The sequence below is a fragment of the Neisseria sp. P0008.S010 genome, assembly GCF_051962715.1.
Taxonomy (GTDB): domain Bacteria; phylum Pseudomonadota; class Gammaproteobacteria; order Burkholderiales; family Neisseriaceae; genus Neisseria; species Neisseria elongata.
Genome location: NZ_JBQCVA010000014.1, coordinates 37,600 through 53,949 on the forward strand (window position 1 = coordinate 37,600; position 16,350 = coordinate 53,949).

Consider the following 16,350-nt stretch of genomic DNA (forward strand, 5'->3'; position numbering starts at 1 on the left):
AAAACGCCGATTATTTGTGGAAATCAGGTTGTCTGCAAAAACAAAAAACGGCTGGAAACCAGCCGTTTTCAAGAAAGGGATTAGCTCAGGTTGCGTTCTACATCAACCAAAGAGCGGCGGGCCAAAGCCAAGTTGGATTTGGCTTTGTCCAATACGGAGTACAGGAACAGGCCTTCGTGTTTTTGCAGCGGGCGGATCAAGTGGTATTGTTTGCCCAAGGTAATCAGGATGTCTTCGATGGCATCGGTTGCACCCAGCATTTTCATGGTTTTCATTTCGGAGCTGACCACTTCGGTATTGCCGGCAGCGGCAATTTCAAGGTCGATTGCGGGAGAGCCGCCGCCTGCGAGCATCATGCCGCTGGCAAAGTCCACAACTGCCGCGGCCAAAGCACCGTCAACATTTAACATTTCAGATACTGCTTTATCGTAATTCATAATGAACTCCCAAACGTAAGTGAATTAATAAAATGGTTTAATCCCAAAATTTATCCTAAAACTAAAAGGATGGGTTAGGTGCGTGTAATTCTAAAGATTTATAAATAATACCGAGATATTATAAGATAAAAAAAATCGGCTGTAAAACAGCCGATTTTTTGATAATAAAAATTAGCTCAGGTTGCGTTCTACATCAACCAAAGAGCGACGAGCCAAAGCCAAGTTGGATTTGGATTTGTCCAATACGGAATACAGGAACAGGCCTTCGTGTTTTTGCAGTGGGCGAATCAAGTGGTATTGTTTGCCCAAGGTAATCAGGATGTCTTCGATAACGTCATTCAGACCCAGCATTTTCATGGTTTTCATTTTTGAGCTGACCACTTCGGTATTGCCGGCAGCGGCAATTTCAAGGTCGATTGCGGGAGAACCGCCGCCTGCGAGCATCATGCCGCTGGCGAAGTCAACAACTGCTGCGGCCAATGCGCCGTCAACGTTCAACATTTCAGATACTGCTTTATCGTAATTCATAATAAACTCCAAAGATATTGTGTTAGGTAAGAGGAAGCTGCCTGAGCCGGCACAGGGGCATAGGCGGATTACTTGTTCTAATCAATAAGTAAGTGTGGTTTTTTAACCGGACCGCCCGGCGACGTTCACCTCTGTTTTCAAACAGTAGTAAAGTTGCGGGCAGTATATGCCTGCAAACGGCTTAAGTAAATCATGAAAATGAGTGAAAAACAGGCATATTGTGTGCCCGTTAATCTAAATTAACTACCGCTTGTTCATTTTTTAGAAAATATTTTAGAAAAAACAATAATAAAGATTTGATTAAAATTTGTGCATTTATTTTTGTAAAATTTTGTCAAACATTCATTTGAAACAACGCTTTGCCAGATATGCGGTTTACGGTATGATTCCGGCAGAGGTGTATCGCAGGCCGGACGATGAGGAATTTGGCTGTCCCGGCTTTTTTAATCATGATGTTTCCCGCTTGGGGAAAGGAAGAGACGATGAAACTTTATATTTACGACCATTGTCCGTTTTGCGTCCGCGCCCGTATGATTTTCGGCCTGCGCGGCATGCCGGTTGAAGAAGTTATCTTACAGAATAACGACGAGGAAACGCCGATTAAGATGATTGGCGCGAAGCAGGTGCCGATTTTGCAGAAGGACGACGGTTCGTTTATGGGCGAGAGTTTGGATATTGTGCGCTATATCGACGAAATGGCAGGGAAAGGCCGTCTGAAAGAAGAAGTGCGGCCGCAGGTGCAGGCTTGGTTGGACAAAGTCGGCACTTATGTCAATAAGTTGGTACAGCCGCGGGACGTGCTGGCGGATTTGCCCGAATTTGCCGAACAAAGCGCAGTGGATTACTTCACAGCGAAAAAGGAGCAGATTATCGGCAATTTCGCGGAAAATATGGCGAAAACGCCGGAATATCTGCCGCGTTTGGCGGATGATTTTGCCGAATTGGAAGGCTTGGTGGTTTCTGCCGACGCATTGGGCGGAGAATTGGGGATGGAGGATATTTTGGTATTCCCGATTTTGCGCAATCTGACGATTGTGCGCGGGCTGGAGATGCCGCCGAAGGTGGCGGCGTATGTGGCGGAAATGAGCCGTTTGAGCGGTGTACCGCTGCAAACCGGGCGGGCGGTTTAGTGCGCTGCGGATAAACAGTTTCCCGGTGTCAGGCGGTAAGCCGCCGATGGAGCAAGCCTGTATGGAAGGTCGGGTACGGCTGTGGGCTGAAGCGTCAGTGAATCTGTCTTTATCTGAATTGTCGCACCAGGGGCATAAAAGGCCGTCTGAAAGCGGGGGTAACGGCGGTAAATCCGTTTTCCCAGCTTTCAGACGGCCTTTTATTCTTTTAAAACAGGGTGGGCTGTTTTCCCGCCAGCCATGCCGCCAGCGGTTTGGGCAGGCCGTAGTCCGCCAGTTTTTCCGGCATCACCCGGAGGCCGTCTGAAAGGTTTTCAGACGGCTTTTTTCCTGCAACGGCAAACGGGGTAATCAGCAGCATGCGGTGGGTCAGGCGGTGGGTTAGGGGCGGGAGTTCAGTTAAGTCTTCGGCGGTGAGGCCGTGTCGGGCGGCAAAGTCGTGCAGGGCTTGCAGGCTGTCGAAACAGGGGGTGCAGTAGAGGCCGCCCCAGATGCCTTTGGCGGGGCGTTTTTCCAGCAGGAGCGCGCCGTTTTCGTCGTGCCATATCAGCCAGTAGAGCGGCAGGGTTTTGACTTCTGCCGCCGTTTTTTTGCGCGGCAGTTCGGCGGTACGGCCTTGGGCTTTGGCTTGGCAGATGTCGCTCATGGGGCAGGCGGGGCAGGCGGGGTTGCTGCGTTTGCATACGGTCGCGCCCAAGTCCATCAGGCCTTGTGTGTAGGCGGGCATGTCGGCGTTTTGGGGCGGCAGCAGGCTTTCGGCCAGTGTCCAGAGGGTGTGCTCGAACTTTTTGTCCTGCGGGTCGCCGTCTTGGGCGAAGACGCGGCAGAGTACGCGTTTGACGTTGCCGTCGAGTATGGTTTCGCGTTTGAGGAAGGCGAAGGCGGCAACGGCGGCGGCGGTGCTGCGGCCGACTCCGCACAGTTTTTCCAATTCGGTGCGTTCGGTCGAGAACTGTCCGCCGAAGTCGGCCATGATTTGTTTGGCGGCTTTGTGCAGGTTGCGCGCCCGGCTGTAGTAGCCCAATCCCTGCCAGAGTGCGAGTACGTCGTCTTCGGCTGCGGCGGCAAGGGCGGATACGGTGGGAAAGGCGGCGAGGAAGCGCGGGTAGTAGCCGGACACGGTGGCGACTTGGGTTTGCTGGAGCATGATTTCCGACAGCCAGACGCGGTAGGGGTCGCGGCTGTGCCAGGGCAGGTTGTGGCGGCCGTGTTGTTTCTGCCAGTGTATCAGGCGGTCGGCAAAGGAGGGGGTGAGGCCGTCTGAAAGGGCGGTTACGCGGGTTTCAGACGGCTTATCGTGTGTGTGTGTCATGGTCGGGTAGGTTGTGTTTCAGTCGGTGTGGTTGGGGAATGGCTCGCCGGTTCGGTATTGTGCGGCGGCTGCGTTTCAACTACGCGGAAGCCCATGTTTTCAGACGGCCTGTTCTATGGTTTTGCCTTTGTATTCGCACAGGTCGTTGACGATGCATCGGTGGCAGAGGGGTTTTTGCGCCTTGCAGGTGTAGCGGCCGTGGAGGATGAGCCAGTGGTGGGCGTCGAGGATGAATTCTTTCGGGATGACTTTGATCAGTTTGTCTTCCACTTCGCGCACGTTTTTGCCCGGGGCGAGGTTCATGCGGTTGGCGACGCGGAAGATGTGGGTGTCCACGGCCATCGCGGGTTGGCCGAAGGCGGTGTTGAGGACGACGTTGGCTGTTTTGCGCCCTACGCCGGGTAGGGCTTCGAGTGCTTCGCGCGTTTGCGGCACTTCGCCGCCGTGTTTGTCCAATAGGATGCGGCAGGTTTCGATGATGTGTTTGGACTTGGTTTTGTAGAGGCCTATGGTTTTGGTGTATTCCATCACGCCTTCCAAGCCCAAGTCCAGCATGGCCTGCGGGGTGTTGGCCACGGGGAAGAGTTTGGCGGTGGCTTTGTTTACGCCTTTGTCGGTGGCCTGCGCGGAAAGCAGGACGGCAATCAAGAGTTCGAAGGGTGTGGTGTAGTTCAGTTCGGTTTGCGGGTGCGGGTTTTCGGCGCGCCAGCGTTCGAACATTTCTTGGCGGGTTTGTTTGTTCATTGCGGTTGTGCGGTGTGTTGTTGTTTGCGGAACAGCCAGGGCGCGAGGGGTTCGCGCTTCGCCCAAAGGCCGGTGCGTCCGGCTTGGGCGTAGGCTTCGGCGGCGGCGTAGGCGGCGAAATCGGCTTTGAGCTGTTGTTTTTTGGCGATGGAGGTGTAGTGCCAGGCCGCGCCGTTTTCGATTTGGCTCAGGTTGATGTCGAGGCCGTCTGAAAAGAGGTAGGCCACTTCGCGGCCGTAGCGGTCGGTATCGGTTACCTGTACGTCTACGGTTTTATCCGACAGGATGCGGCGCAGGCGGTCGCGCGATTCGATGCCGTGGGCTTGGCCGATTTCGGGTGCGTCGATGTAGGCGAGGCGGACTTTGTGCCTGCGGCCGTCGGTGTCGGTGATGCGGACGGTGTCGCCGTCGTGCACGGACGTTACCCGTCCCCGGTAATGCGTGCCTTGCGGCGCGGGCCGGGCGGATGTGCCGCTGCGGCCGCGTACGGTTTTGGCGGCCAGCGGGGTTTTGAGCCGTGAAAAGATGTCGGACGGTTCGATAAACGCTAGGGCGGCAACGAGGCACAGGGCGGGGATTTTCCAATCGGGCATAGCGCGGGATGCTGGTTAAAAATCAAAAGGGGGCATTTTAACCGATATGCGGGAAACTTCGTTGTCCGGCAGAGGGGCGGGTTTGTATTTTGTATTTGAAAGGCCGTCTGAAAACCGGATTGCGGGTTTTCAGACGGCCTTTGATGCCTGAATAACGCCTTATCAGCCGCCGACTTTAATCACTTCCACGCCGCCGGCGCGCGCCAGAATCAGCACGTCGGCCGCATCGCGCGCGAACAAGCCGTTTTCGACCACGCCGGTGATTTTGTTCAGCTCGTCTTCCAGCGTCAGCGGGCGCGACAAATCCATGTCGGCCACGTCGAGGATTTCGTTGCCGCTGTCGGTGATGAAGCCGACGCGCAGTTGCGGTTCGCCGCCCAGTTTCAGCAGTTGGCGCGCCACCAGCGAGCGGGAGACGGGGATAACTTCCACCGGCAGCGGGAATTTGCCCAGGCGCGAAACGTATTTGCTTTCGTCGGCGATGCAGACGAATTTGTCCGACGCGCTGGCGACGATTTTTTCGCGCAACAGTGCGCCGCCGCCGCCTTTAATCATTTGCAGGCTGTGGTTGATTTCGTCGGCGCCGTCGATATACACCGCCAGGCGGATGACGTCGGACAGGGTAACTTCGGGGATTTCGTATTGTTCCAGCAGCGCGGAGGTGGCTTTGGAGCTGCTGACCGCGCCTTTGATTTGTTTGCCGCTGGCGGCCAGGGCTTTGATGAAATAATTGACGGTGGAGCCTGTGCCGATGCCGATGTATTCGTTTTCGGGCACAAATTCCACCGCTTTTTCACCTGCCATGCGTTTCAGATCGTCTTGTGTCGCCATGTTTCGCTCCTTTTATTAACGTTTGGTTGTTGGTATTTCAAACGGAATCATAACCGAAGGCGCAGGGGCTTGGAAGGCCGTCTGAAAACATATGTTTGAATTGGGTCAAAACTGTTTTGTCCGATGTTCGGCGGCGTTTGTTTCCCGCATTAGAAACGGACAATGCCGAATCGGTTTATTTGCGTTTTCAGACGGCCTCTTTCCTTTCCATGTTACCGCCTGCCGTTTAAATAAGGCCTTGCCTGAAGGATGACGAGTTTTCCGCCCGCGAAAGCCCATTCGATGTCTTGTTCGCCGTTGCCGAAAAGCTGTTTGATTTGCTGTCCGGTTTGGTCGAGGCGGCGGATTTGGTCGTGGTTCATGACGTTGCCGCCGGTTATCGGCACTTCCCTGACGCCGCCGTTTTCATCCAGTTGCAGCGCGGTGGTTTCGTTGGAGGAGCTGAGGCGTTGTACGGCGTCGTTGCGGCGGTTGTAAACGGCTTGTTCCGCCACTCGTTTTCCTTCGACCACGCGAATGCCCAGTCCGCGTTTGGCGGCGATGTAGGAAGTGTTTTTTTGCGCGGTATCGTAGGGATTGACGGTAACGAGTACGCCGGAGAGGTCGGCATTGATGCTTTGCTGGACGAAGACGCTCATTTTCACGCTGTCGTGCGGTAGTCCGGCGATGCGGCGGGCTTCGTACGCGCTGTAATTGAAGACGGAAGCCCAAGATTGTTTCACTGCTTCGGCCAGCGCGTTTTCGCCGGTTACGTTCGGCACGGTGGTGTACAGTCCTGCGCCGCTGAAATTCGGCAGGTCTTCGGAATTGGATGAGCTGCGGACGAACACGCCTTTGCTGTTTAATTGGCTGCGCCATTGTTCCGCCCATGTGCGTTTCCATTCGGACGGGATTTCGGCATCGGTGATTTTTTTCTGCAAGGCGAGCAGGGCGGTGCGGCGTTTGCGGTTGTCGCCGCCGCTTTGCGTTTCGATTTGCGCCAGTGTTGCCGCGTTGATGCCGAGTTTGTCCATCATGGCGCGGTAGTAGGCGAAGGGGATGCAGAATCCGTCGGGGACGTTGCTGCCTGCGATATGGGCGCGGATATGGCCGAGGTTGGCGGCTTTGCTGCCGCAGTAACGGCTGTCTTCACGGCGCAAGTTGGCAAGCGGCCGCAGGCTGTAATCGGCAGTGTCGGGCTGCGGCAGGGAGAGGTCGTCTGAAAATGTCTTGGCGGCTGTGTTTCGGTTGGTTTGGGCGACCCGGTATTGTTTTGCGTCTGCCTCCAATTCGATGCGGCGGCCGATATAGGGGGCGAGGATTTTTTCGGCATCTTTGAGGTAGATGTTGGGAATGCCCCAGCCGCGCGCCAAGACGTTCACATGCGACAGCGCGGTGGACGGTTTTTCGCTGATGATGCCTGCTACGGGCGGCAACACCAGCGGCACTTCTTTCAAGATGATGATGTCGTCCGCACCGACATCGTAAAGGTCGTCTTCCTGAGTGATGACGCGCAATGTGCCTACCGCTTTCCCCCTATGCAACGGCAGATAGGGGAAATTCTGTATCAGGCTTTCTTGGGTGACGAAGGGGACTTTGCTTTGCGCGGCAACGGTTTCCTGCCACAGGGAATTGGTTTTGTAGCGCAGCGGGGCGAAGAAACTGTCTTTCAGACGGCCTTCTGCCAATTTCAGCAATTCGGGCGTGATTTTGTCGCCTTCCCAAAATTCGTAAACGTATTCTTGAGTGCTGTTCTGCCAGCTGATGGTGCCGAACAGGAAGCGGCGGTTCGGGCTGCGGTATTGTTCGAACAATTCTTTGCGCGTCGGCATCGGCTTCAAAATCTCGGCGAGATAGGTTTCGTGCAGACGGTATTTCGGCGTGTTGATGTAGTCGGTGCGGTTGTTGTCTTCGCGGTCGATAAGGAAGAGGACGTGCGGGATTTCGTATTCGCTGTCTTGTTCGTAAACGCGCGAAAGCAGGTCGAAATCGGCGCGGCTGCGGATGGCGGACAGCGCGGGCGTTTGCGTTTTAACCGGCGTGGCGGCTTGGCGTTTGTCAGACTCAAAATAAGAAGGCTTGCGCGCGGTCGGCGCGGCGGTATCTACGGCTGCGGAGTCGGGTTGGCAGGCGGCGAGCAGTAAAAGCAGGGAAAGGCGGGTGGCGGTTTTCATGATGTCGGGTATGGCAAAAAACGGATTGTAGCAAGAAAAGGCCGTCTGAAAATCAAGCCTGATTCTTTTGCCGGTTTGTATTGCTAGAATCCCGACTTCATTTCCAGCCTGTCGTTTTCAGACGACCCGCCACATTTATTCGAACAAGCAGGATACAAAACATGAATAAAACCGGATTATTTCTCTCCTTGGCGTTCTTCGCCGCCGCCCCGCCTTCCACGGCGGAAACCGCACACTCATCCGGCAAAGGGCGGACACAGGTCAAAAATACGGAAATCACGCAGCAGCATACAAAACAAACGGACGGCAAGCCGCTTGCCGACGGCTTCGGCAGCCTGTCGCGCCAAGATGCGCGCGTACGCGAAATCCTGAGTTTGGTTGCACCCGACGCAGACGTGGAAAAACTGAATATGATGTCGCTGCGGCCTTGGAAAAACGGCCTCCAAGTCGCGCTGGTGTGCCTGAACAAACATCCGCTTGGCGATGTTTACCGCGAAAACCCGAATCACTACGCGCAATGCGGAGCCGACTCGGGCAACCCCGTCGCTCAAATGACCCTTGCCGTGCTGACAAAGGATACCGATGGTAAATTCGCCCTTGCTGCCACGCCTTATACCGAACATTATGAATATGAAGAAAAAGACGAATTTTATCCATCCCCCAAACCTGCTATGGAAGGGAAGCGGCAATTTGTCGTGCAAATCCCCGATAGCGGTTTGCAAATCGCACTGCCCGCCCGTCTCGATTTTGCCGCTTATCGCCTGAACGATAAAACCGATGCCTTCGGCCTGTGCTTGCAGAATACGGTCGGTTATGCAGGAGGCGGCAGTTTGGAAGAGTTTATGGTGTTGTTTGCCGTTATTGAAGGTCGTCTGAAACCCGTTTTGAACGCCAACACTTTTACGCTTGAAAACATTGCCGGCAGCTGGAATAAGGACGGCACACGCCAGCATGATGTATATACCGACACATACATCCTGAAAATGTCGCCGCAGCAGCATAATGGATTTTACGACATCATTTGGCGAGAGAAGGGTATGAAAAACGGCGAACGGAAAGTCTACCGCTGGGATGAGGAAAAACAGGAGTATGGCAGTTTGGAATAGCGGCGTTGCCGGTTGCCATACAGGATGGCAACCGGCGGCAGGCATCATGCGAAAGTAATTGGTATGGCGTTTTGCCTGATTGGGAATCCAATCTCTTTCGTTTTTTGAGGTACGCTGCCGCTTGTATATTCCGTCCGTCATGATGGATAACGGCAAAAGGCCGTCTGAAAGCCCTGTTCGGGGTGTTTCAGACGGCCTTTTGCTATGGGTGATTTCGGGTTATTTCACGCCGAAATTGGGCTGGACCAATGCACATTTGGCACGTTCGCCGCGCCGGTTGCGGTGGCTGCGGCCGGCAATTTTGCCGCAGGATTCGCCCGGGTCTTTGGGGTGGGATTCCTGCTCGGCCCGGCTGTCGCCGCGTGTGCGCCTTTCGCCGCGGCTGCTTGCCCCGCGTTCCGCACGTTCGCCGCGGCGCGGCCTTCCGTTTTCAGACGGCCTTTCTTCCGTGCCGCCGTTGTCCCACCAGCGCGGTTCGAAACCTTCGATGCGTTCGATGGGGATGTTGTTGCCGGTGAGCTCTTTGATGGCTTCGAACATTTTTTGTTCGGTTTCGTCCATTAGCGAAATGGCGACGCCGTCCGCCCCCGCGCGGCCGGTGCGGCCGATGCGGTGGACGTAGTCTTCGGGCTGGGTGGGCATTTCGTAGTTGATGACGAAGGGCAGTTCGGCGATATCCAGCCCGCGTGCCGCGACGTCGGTGGCGACGAGGACGCGCAGGTTGCCCTCTTTGAAGGCGGAAAGGGTTTCGAGGCGGGTTTGCTGCGATTTGTCGCCGTGGATGGCCTGGGCGGAGATTTCGCGCCGTTGCAGGTCGCGTGTGACTTGGTCGACGCTTTGTTTGGTTTTGCAGAATACGATGACTTGGTTCATGTCCAAATCGACAATCAGGCGTTCGAGCAGGCGGCGTTTTTGGAAGGTGTCTACGGCGATGACGTGTTGTTCGACGTTGGCGTTGGTGGTGTTTTGCGCCGCCACTTCGATTTGTTCGGGGCTGTTCATGAAGTCGCGCGCCAATTTGCGTATCGGATCGGCGAAGGTGGCGGAAAAGAGCAGGGTTTGGCGTTGTTTGGGCAGCATCTGCATGATGGTGCGGATGTCGTCGATAAAGCCCATGTCGAGCATGCGGTCGGCTTCGTCGAGGACGACGATTTCGACTTTGGAGAAGTTGATGTTTTTTTGTTTGACATGGTCGAGCAGGCGGCCGACGGTGGCGACGACGATTTCGCAGCCGGCACGCAAATCGGCGGTTTGTTTGTCCATGTTTACGCCGCCGAAGAGGACGGTGTGCCGCAGGGGCAGGTTTTTGATGTAGGCCTGCACGTTTTGGTCGATTTGGTCGGCCAGTTCGCGGGTGGGGGTGAGTACCAGCATCCGAACGGGGTGCATGGCGGGGGAGGTGGAAGCGGTGGCGAAGCGTTTGAGCCGCTCGAGGCTGGGCAGCATGAAGGCGGCGGTTTTGCCGGTGCCGGTTTGCGCGGCGGCCAGGAGGTCGTGTCCGGCAAGGGCTTTGGGAATGGCGGCGGCCTGAATCGGCGTGGGGTTTTCGTAGCCTTGCTCGGTGAGGGCGGAAACGATTTCCTGTCCGAGGCCTAAGGAGGAAAAGGGGTTCATTGTTTGTTCCTTCATGGTATTCAGACGGCCTCGGGCTTTCGCGCGGCGGCGGAAAGGGCAAGGCCGTCTGAAAATAATCTGCGGTATTCGGTTGTGGCGGTGCCGCCCTGTGGGACGGGCGGAAAACGGCTGCCGGAAAGCTGTCATTATGCCATAAAAGCCGTTGCCGCGTTTTGAGGCCGCGGGCAGGCAATGACGGAGTTGGCCGTATTGTTTACCCTTTCCGCCTGAAGCGGCTTCGGGAGCTTCGGAAACCGCCGTTCAGACGGCCTCTCCTGCTGTTGCCGAAAATGCCGCTTCGAATGCGGCTTCTGCGGCTTCCGCCGTGGTTGCCGACAGCAATGCCTCACCTAAAGATCAAGAGCTGCTCAAACGCGCACAAGGCATCTTCAAACCGCTGCCGAGTGCCGAAGAAATGCAGAAACTGCGCCCGTTTACCGACGAACAGGTCAAACTCGGCCATCAATTATGGTATGAGCCGCGCCTCTCCAAAGGCAACACCGTAAGCTGCAACTCCTGCCACAACCTTGCCACCGCAGGCGTGGACAACCTGCCGACCAGCCAAGGCCATAAAGGACAGTTCGGCGGACGCAACTCCCCGACCGCTTTAAACGCCGCCTTGCTCGGCATGCAGTTCTGGGACGGCCGCGCGGCCGACGTTGAAGAACAAGCCGGCGGACCTTTGGTGAACCCTGTGGAAATGGCAAACGACTCGCAAGAAGCAGCCGCAGCCAAAATCGCCAAAATCCCCGAATACCAAGAACTGTTTAAAACCGCCTTCCCTGAAGACGGCGCGGTTTCCTTCAAAAACATCACTACCGCCTTGGGCGCATTCGAACGCACCCTGCTGACACCGACCCGTTGGGACGAATACCTCAAAGGCAACGTTTCCGCCTTAAGCGAGCAGGAACGCAAAGGCGTGCGCGCCTTTATGGATAACGGCTGTATCGCCTGTCACAGCGGCGTCAACCTCGGCGGCAACAGCTTCCAGAAATTCGGTTTGGTCAAAGGCCCGTATTGGAAGTTTATCGAAGACCCGAAACACGACAAAGGCCGTGCCGACGTAACTAAAAAAACCGAAGACGAATTCTTCTTCCGCGTGCCCGGTTTGCGCAATGTGGCCAAAACCTATCCGTATTTCCACAACGGCAGCGTTCGGGAGTTGGATAAGGCGGTCAATATCATGGGCATGGCGCAGTTGGGCAAAGAATTGTCTAAAGAGGATACGGACAATATCGTCGCCTTCCTGAACACCCTGTCCGGCAGTGTGTCCGAATCGGCACGAACCATGCCCGAGCTGCCGCTTTCCGCACCATTGGAATCACAGCCCAACAATAAATAACAGCCACTGATGGATAGAGGCCGTCTGAAAGCACAAAAAACGCCGGAGAAACCTTTCGCGCGCTTGAAACTGCTTCAGACGGCCTTATATTGCCGCCCATGAAAAATCCATTCCGTTACTTTAAAAAAGGCAAACCCATGAGCGAACAAAACACCGCACCCGAAGAAGAACAAAACATCCCGACCGAACAGGAAGATGCCGCAGCCGAAGCCGCCGCACCCACTTACGAAGAATTGCAGGCGCAAGTGGAAGAACTACAAGGACAGTTGAAAGACGAACAGTTGCGCGGCTTGGCGAACGAGCAAAACCTGCGTCGCCGCCATCAGCAGGAAATCGCCGATACGCACAAATTCGCCGGACAAAAATTCGCCGCCGAAATGCTGCCGGTCAAAGACTATCTCGAAATGGCGCTGCTCGACCAAAGCGGTAATTTCGACGCGCTGAAAATGGGCGTGCAGATGACGCTGAACGAACTGCAAAAAGCGTTCGATGCCACGCATATCAAAGAAATCAACCCGCAGCCCGGCGATAAACTCGACCCGCACCAACATCAGGCAATGCAGGCGGAGGAGAGCGAGCAAGAGGCCAATTCCATCATCCGCGTCTTGAAAAAAGGCTATCTGCTGAACGACCGCATCTTGCGTCCGGCCATGGTGGTTGTGGCCAAAAGTGCGGAAAACGCCGAATAGGCGCAGTTCCCAAACCATCCCGCATTTTGTTTTCAGACGGCCTCAGAGGCCGTCTGAAACATAAGGGGAAACGGAAAAATTAAATTAACATTTTGATTTTAAATTTCAAAAAGTTGTCATTTTTTTACAACACAGCACTTGAAAACCGCCGTCTGTCCCCTATTTTGCATGCCAAGCAACAGCGGTCGGAAACAAAACAGGCCGTCTGAAAATTCTATTATTTGAAGGAGTATTAACACTATGGCAAAAGTAATCGGTATCGACTTAGGTACAACCAACTCTTGTGTATCCATCTCTGAAAACGGTCAAACCAAAGTTATTGAAAACGCAGAAGGCGCACGCACTACCCCGTCTGTCGTCGCTTATTTGGACGGCGGCGAAGTCCTCGTCGGCGCACCCGCCAAACGCCAAGCCGTAACCAACGCTAAAAACACCATCTACGCTGTAAAACGTTTGATCGGTCATAAATTTGAAGACAAAGAAGTCCAACGCGACATCGAATCCATGCCTTTCGAAATCATCAAAGCCAACAACGGCGACGCATGGGTGAAAGCGCAAGGCAAAGAGCTGTCTCCGCCGCAAGTTTCCGCAGAAGTCCTGCGTAAAATGAAAGAAGCCGCCGAATCTTACTTGGGCGAAAAAGTAACCGAAGCCGTGATTACCGTTCCGGCCTACTTCAACGACAGCCAACGTCAGGCCACCAAAGACGCAGGCCGTATCGCCGGTTTGGACGTAAAACGCATCATCAACGAGCCGACCGCTGCCGCTTTGGCATTCGGTATGGACAAAGGCGACAACAAAGACCGCAAAGTAGCCGTATATGACTTGGGCGGCGGTACCTTCGATATTTCCATCATCGAAATCGCCAACCTCGACGGCGACAAACAATTCGAAGTATTGGCAACCAACGGCGACACTTTCTTGGGCGGCGAAGACTTCGACCAACGCCTCATCGACTACATCATCGCCGAGTTCAAAAAAGAACAAGGCATTGATTTGAAACAAGACGTGATGGCATTGCAACGCCTGAAAGAAGCTGCCGAAAAAGCCAAAATCGAATTGTCCAGCGGCCAGCAAACCGAAATCAACCTGCCGTACATCACTATGGACGCAACCGGCCCGAAACACTTGGCAATGAAAATTACCCGCGCCAAATTCGAAAGCCTGGTTGAAGACCTGATTGCCCGCTCTATCGAGCCTTGCCGCACCGCATTGAAAGATGCCGGTTTGAGCACCGGCGACATCGACGACGTAATTTTGGTCGGCGGTCAGTCCCGTATGCCGAAAGTACAAGAAGCCGTTAAAGACTTCTTCGGCAAAGAGCCGCGCAAAGACGTGAACCCTGACGAAGCCGTTGCCGTAGGCGCAGCGATTCAAGGCGAAGTATTGAGCGGCGGCCGCAGCGATGTATTGCTGCTGGACGTAACGCCCCTGTCTTTGGGTATCGAAACCATGGGCGGCGTGATGACCAAGCTGATTCAGAAGAACACCACCATCCCGACCAAAGCGTCGCAAGTGTTCTCTACCGCCGAAGACAACCAAAGCGCAGTAACCATCCATGTACTGCAAGGCGAACGCGAACGCGCGGCTGCCAACAAATCTTTGGGTCAGTTCAACTTGGGCGATATCGCACCCGCACCGCGCGGTATGCCGCAAATCGAAGTAACCTTCGACATTGACGCCAACGGTATCCTGCACGTTTCCGCCAAAGACAAAGGCACCGGCAAAGCCGCCAACATCACCATCCAAGGTTCTTCAGGCTTGAGCGAAGAAGAAATCGAACGTATGGTGAAAGATGCCGAAGCCAATGCCGAGGAAGATAAAAAACTGACTGAATTGGTCGCTTCCCGCAACCAAGCCGAAGCCCTGATTCACTCTGTGAAAAAATCTTTGGCGGACTACGGCGACAAACTCGACGCAGCCGAGAAAGAAAAAATCGAAGCCGCGTTGAAAGAAGCCGAAGAAGCCGTGAAAGGCGACGACAAAGCCGCCATCGATGCCAAAGCCGAAGCGCTGGGCACAGCCAGCCAAAAACTGGGCGAAATGGTTTACGCACAAGCGCAAGCTGAAGCCCAAGCAGGCGAAAGCGCACAAGCCGAGCCGTCCTCAACCAAGAAAGACGACGACGTCGTAGATGCCGACTTTGAAGAAGTAAAAGACGACAAGAAATAATTGAGGCCGTCTGAAAAAAGCGCGAATCGTAAGGTTCGCGCTTTTTGTTATGGTTTGAATGATTGCCGGCAAACTGCATTTGTTTTTGCCGGCTGTTGTTTTTGGTTTTTTGAAATATTCCTGTGTTTTAAATGGAGTTCGTAAAGATATATTTATTTTCTCCCGCCACCTCTTCATCTTCATAGACTTGAATTGGAGCCGGACTGCTTCCCGTTAGCAAATATCCGTTCCAGTTATCATTGGGAACATAGCAAGCGATTTGCTTTGTTTGCGAGGCGGCGATAATCCTCTTTTCGATTTCCTATACTTTAGGAATGCAGATAGTTTTTTAATTTCGGTGGTGAAACTCATATTTTCATTGGTGTAAGTGGGTTATTTTCAAATTGATTAGCGCAGTTGTCTGCCGTTTTCCCAGTCGATAATCAGGCTGGGTTTTTTCGCACCACCGCAGCGGCCGTTGATAATGAGGGCGTGGCGGCCGAATTGGCGGCGAGCTTCGCGTTGATTGCGGCAGGGGCGTTTGCCGGCTTTATTACAGGAGGTAGATACTAGCGGTTGGCCAAGTAGGCGGCAGAGATTGCGTGCGCCAGTGTGGTCAGGGATGCGGACGGCGAGTTTACGGTGGTTACGGCCGCGCAGTAGGGTGGGGGTGCGATCGGCGGCGGGTAAGAGAAAGGTTTTGCGTGCCGGCCATTGGCTTTCGAGCAGGTGGCGGTCGGTTTCGTCGAGGGGTTGTAAAAGGGTGCAGATGCGGTCGAGTTTGTCACCGATGACGATCATGCCTTTGTGTTGGGGGCGGTGTTTGAGGCGGATAAGTTTTTTCAGTGCCTTTGTGTGTGTTGGCAGGCAGCCGAGTCCGTAGCAGGATTCTGTGGGGTAGGTAATGAGACCGCCGTATTTGAGGTGGTTTTTTAGACGGGCTATGGCAGTGGAGGAGAGGGTTCGTTGCATGAAGGGAAGAGTAATAAAAAACGGTAGATTGTACACTTTGCTGGCGGATTCATCGAGTGGAAGGCCGTCTGAAATGGAATTTAGGGCTAATCTAGTACAGGGCGGATTCGCATTTGAAGTGCAACTTTCCATAACAGAAAAAGGCCGGTATGCGACAGCATACGGCCTTTCCTGCAAGAAAGATTGCCATGGGCCACACAACTGACCCAAGACGAACGATACCATATCCAATACCTGTCCCTCCACTGCACCATCGCCGAAATCGCCAAACAGCCCAACCGCCACAAAAGCACCATCGGCCGCGAAATCAAGCGGCACCGTACCCAAGGGCGGCAATACAGCGCCAATAAAGCCCGACGGCAAAGCCGGCTGACCAAACAGCATAAGCGACAACCCCATAAGCCCGATTCGCAGCTCATTCAACACATCGACACCCTTATTCGCCGCAAACTCGGTTCCGAACAAGTATGCGCCTACCTGCGCAAACACCTCCGGATCACGCTCCATCACAGCACCGTTTACCGCTACCTCCGCCAAGACAAAAGCAACGGCGGCACTTTGTGGCAACACCTCGGAATATGCAGCAAACCCTACCGCAAACGCTACGGCCGCACCCGGACCGGAAGCAAAGTACCCAACCGCGTCGGCATAGAAAACCGCCCCGCCATTGTCGATCGGAAAACCCGCATCGGCGATTGGGAGGCCGACACCATCATCGGCAAGGATCAGAAAAGCGCATTATTGACCT

General features: G+C 54.5%; 15 protein-coding genes. 6 read left to right on the plus strand and 9 right to left on the minus strand.

Going from position 1 to position 16,350, the window contains the following annotated elements; genetic code table 11:
• Window positions 1–80: 80 nt before the first annotated feature.
• Entirely contained in the window at window positions 81–437 is a 357-nt protein-coding gene (locus ACTHSL_RS05460; RefSeq protein ID WP_049254693.1) for a hypothetical protein, read from the minus strand.
• A 171-nt stretch (window positions 438–608) separates the two neighbouring features.
• On the minus strand, window positions 609–965 hold the full coding sequence (locus ACTHSL_RS05465; RefSeq protein WP_049249461.1) for a hypothetical protein: 357 nt from the start codon (window positions 963–965) through the stop codon (window positions 609–611).
• A 482-nt stretch (window positions 966–1,447) separates the two neighbouring features.
• Between ACTHSL_RS05465 and grxB the strand changes: the two genes are divergently transcribed.
• Entirely contained in the window at window positions 1,448–2,095 is a 648-nt protein-coding gene (gene grxB, locus ACTHSL_RS05470; RefSeq protein ID WP_440380645.1) for a glutaredoxin 2, read from the plus strand.
• 208 nt (window positions 2,096–2,303) lie between these two features.
• Here the strand turns inward: grxB and mutY are convergent, their stop codons facing one another.
• The 5 genes from mutY to ACTHSL_RS05495 all read right to left on the minus strand — a co-directional run bounded on the left by mutY (window position 2,304) and on the right by ACTHSL_RS05495 (window position 7,728).
• On the minus strand, window positions 2,304–3,407 hold the full coding sequence (mutY, locus tag ACTHSL_RS05475) for an A/G-specific adenine glycosylase (RefSeq protein ID WP_440380646.1): 1,104 nt from the start codon (window positions 3,405–3,407) through the stop codon (window positions 2,304–2,306).
• 99 nt (window positions 3,408–3,506) lie between these two features.
• Window positions 3,507–4,151, minus strand: coding sequence for an endonuclease III (nth, locus tag ACTHSL_RS05480; RefSeq protein WP_107854082.1), 645 nt, complete (start codon window positions 4,149–4,151; stop codon window positions 3,507–3,509).
• Window positions 4,148–4,744, minus strand: coding sequence for a thermonuclease family protein (locus tag ACTHSL_RS05485; protein WP_440380647.1), 597 nt, complete (start codon window positions 4,742–4,744; stop codon window positions 4,148–4,150). The genes nth and ACTHSL_RS05485 overlap by 4 nt, the downstream gene beginning before the upstream one ends.
• 162 nt (window positions 4,745–4,906) lie before the next feature.
• Window positions 4,907–5,575, minus strand: coding sequence for a ribose-5-phosphate isomerase RpiA (gene rpiA, locus ACTHSL_RS05490; RefSeq protein WP_440380648.1), 669 nt, complete (start codon window positions 5,573–5,575; stop codon window positions 4,907–4,909).
• A gap of 212 nt (window positions 5,576–5,787) precedes the next feature.
• The gene (locus ACTHSL_RS05495; RefSeq protein ID WP_440380649.1) at window positions 5,788–7,728 is read right to left on the minus strand and encodes a PEP/pyruvate-binding domain-containing protein; all 1,941 of its coding nucleotides are present in this window, start codon (window positions 7,726–7,728) and stop codon (window positions 5,788–5,790) included.
• A gap of 161 nt (window positions 7,729–7,889) precedes the next feature.
• On the opposite strand from ACTHSL_RS05495, the gene ACTHSL_RS05500 reads away from it, so the two are divergent.
• On the plus strand, window positions 7,890–8,834 hold the full coding sequence (locus ACTHSL_RS05500; RefSeq protein ID WP_440380650.1) for a hypothetical protein: 945 nt from the start codon (window positions 7,890–7,892) through the stop codon (window positions 8,832–8,834).
• 219 nt (window positions 8,835–9,053) lie between these two features.
• Here ACTHSL_RS05500 and ACTHSL_RS05505 read toward each other — a convergent pair whose 3' ends face one another.
• Window positions 9,054–10,448, minus strand: a complete 1,395-nt coding sequence (locus ACTHSL_RS05505; RefSeq protein ID WP_107885026.1) for a DEAD/DEAH box helicase — start codon at window positions 10,446–10,448, stop codon at window positions 9,054–9,056.
• A 325-nt stretch (window positions 10,449–10,773) separates the two neighbouring features.
• Here ACTHSL_RS05505 and ACTHSL_RS05510 point away from each other — a divergent pair, with 325 nt between their 5' ends.
• The 3 genes from ACTHSL_RS05510 to dnaK all read left to right on the plus strand — a co-directional run bounded on the left by ACTHSL_RS05510 (window position 10,774) and on the right by dnaK (window position 14,651).
• A complete protein-coding gene (locus ACTHSL_RS05510) occupies window positions 10,774–11,790 on the plus strand; it encodes a cytochrome-c peroxidase (protein WP_440380651.1) in 1,017 nt (338 codons plus the stop codon).
• Between the two features lie 137 nt (window positions 11,791–11,927).
• Window positions 11,928–12,479, plus strand: a complete 552-nt coding sequence (gene grpE / locus ACTHSL_RS05515) for a nucleotide exchange factor GrpE (RefSeq protein ID WP_049254760.1) — start codon at window positions 11,928–11,930, stop codon at window positions 12,477–12,479.
• A 240-nt stretch (window positions 12,480–12,719) separates the two neighbouring features.
• The gene (gene dnaK, locus ACTHSL_RS05520) at window positions 12,720–14,651 is read left to right on the plus strand and encodes a molecular chaperone DnaK (RefSeq protein WP_049254709.1); all 1,932 of its coding nucleotides are present in this window, start codon (window positions 12,720–12,722) and stop codon (window positions 14,649–14,651) included.
• A 387-nt stretch (window positions 14,652–15,038) separates the two neighbouring features.
• Here dnaK and ACTHSL_RS05525 read toward each other — a convergent pair whose 3' ends face one another.
• Window positions 15,039–15,602, minus strand: a complete 564-nt coding sequence (locus ACTHSL_RS05525; RefSeq protein ID WP_440380652.1) for an L-threonylcarbamoyladenylate synthase — start codon at window positions 15,600–15,602, stop codon at window positions 15,039–15,041.
• 183 nt (window positions 15,603–15,785) lie between these two features.
• Between ACTHSL_RS05525 and ACTHSL_RS05530 the strand changes: the two genes are divergently transcribed.
• A partial coding sequence (locus ACTHSL_RS05530) for an IS30 family transposase (RefSeq protein ID WP_440380653.1) occupies window positions 15,786–16,350 on the plus strand: 565 nt, incomplete at its 3' end.